This is a genomic window from Dokdonella soli, from assembly GCF_039523175.1.
In the GTDB taxonomy this organism is placed as follows: Bacteria; Pseudomonadota; Gammaproteobacteria; order Xanthomonadales; family Rhodanobacteraceae; genus Dokdonella_A; species Dokdonella_A soli.
On the sequence record NZ_BAAAEU010000051.1, the window covers coordinates 1 to 1636 of the forward strand.

Sequence of the window (1636 nt, forward strand, 5' to 3'; positions counted from 1 at the left end):
GATGCACTGATCGCGCGGATACTCCCGCTGCGTTGCATTCCATTCCTCCACCACCTGCCGGCGTTCGATTTGCGATAGATAATTCTTTGCAACATGCGTTTCGTCTGGATTTTCAACAATCGATTCCAGCATGCGTAAATAGTATTCGGCTATTCGACGCACCTGATCCGCAGATAGCCTGCGACCATCGAACGACCAGCTGAGCCAAGATTCATCACCCTGACTGATCGCATTCAAGGTCAGTGCAAAATTTGTCGACTCGAAGACCGAGCCGCTCAGCGTCTCGATCGAATCGACTTTCTTCAAATCATCGTAGATGTGGAAATTTGTATAGTTGAACACCGTTTCGAACAGCTGAACCCTGCCGTTCTGCAGAAATAGGTCGAAATATGGATACGTTCGAAATGTAGCGACCGCCAGTTCATTCTGAAATACGTCTTGGATGAGTACTCTCCAGCTTCCGGAGCCAAGCTTCTGTCGGAACGGCAGGGTATTTAGGAAAAGACCTAGTACCTTTTCGCCATCCGTCGCAGCAAGTCGCGTGTTGCCGACAACACCGCTGATGACGTCATCAGTGCCGGTCAGCATTGATGTGAGTCGCAAATGGGCTGCTAGCAATATTGTGCGAAATGGAACATTTAATGCGCTAGCCAAGTGGATTAATCTGGCTCTCAAGTCCGGCTCAATCACAACTTCGACACTGCCGTCGGTCGCGACGACCTCCGCTCCTTGAAGAGGTGGCAGCGAGGCCATGGAACGTCCGGACAAATAGCTGGCCCAGAATGACTTGGCATCTTCAGACTGAAGCGAAAGTCTTTCTGCCGCAACCGCGGTTTTGGGGGATGATGTCAGCGGAGCCAGCTCGAGAGGCCCTCCTCCCGCCGATGACAGCTTTGCGTACTCCGAGAAGAGTTCAGTTTGAAACGACGCAAGACTCCATCCATCCAAGATTGCGTGGTGGAAACTTACCGTGTACTGCAGATTTCCGTCGCCCAGGTAATGGACGAACATTCTCAGAAGCGGAGCCTTCCCTAAATCAAACTGAACTTCCTTGTCGCGCTCAATTGTGTCTGCAATAACTTGGTTCTGTGTTTGTTTGTCATGCGAAGAAACATCAAGGAATGTTATTGGAATCACTGTCTTCTTGTGCACGAGCTGAAGTGGCTCGCTGTAGTTAGTCAGATCAAAGGATGTGCGAAGAGTCGGATGCTTTTTGATCAGCGCATCGACGACCGTTTGAAAAATATTCAGATCCCATTTTCTCGTCTGCAAATGGAAACTGAAGATGTCGTGGTACATCCCCAGCTTGCTAGACATTTGATTGTGAAAAATCATTCCCATCTGAAGACGGGAAACGCTGTATGCATCCTCAATTCCGTGTGGAAGCAGCGCCCAGTCTGCGTCGGTTATAAGAGATACCGATGACTGCCGGGGCGCTGGCGGCAGCCCTGGCGCAAGCTGTCGCACAATGGCTGCTATTGTTTGGTGCCTGAATATGTGCTCGATAGTAAGCGATATGCCTTGCTGTTCGGCCTTTGAAATAATGCCGATTATCCGGATCGAATCGCCGCCCAGCTCGAAGAAGTTGTCGTGGCGTCCCACCCGTTCGTGGCCGAGCAGCTCGGACCAGATCCGT

General features: G+C 50.9%; 1 protein-coding gene. It reads right to left on the reverse strand.

The features are described 5' to 3' along the window. The coding region (locus tag ABD002_RS19590) for a condensation domain-containing protein (RefSeq protein ID WP_343794308.1) at nt 1–1636 on the reverse strand (1636 nt) is incomplete at both ends.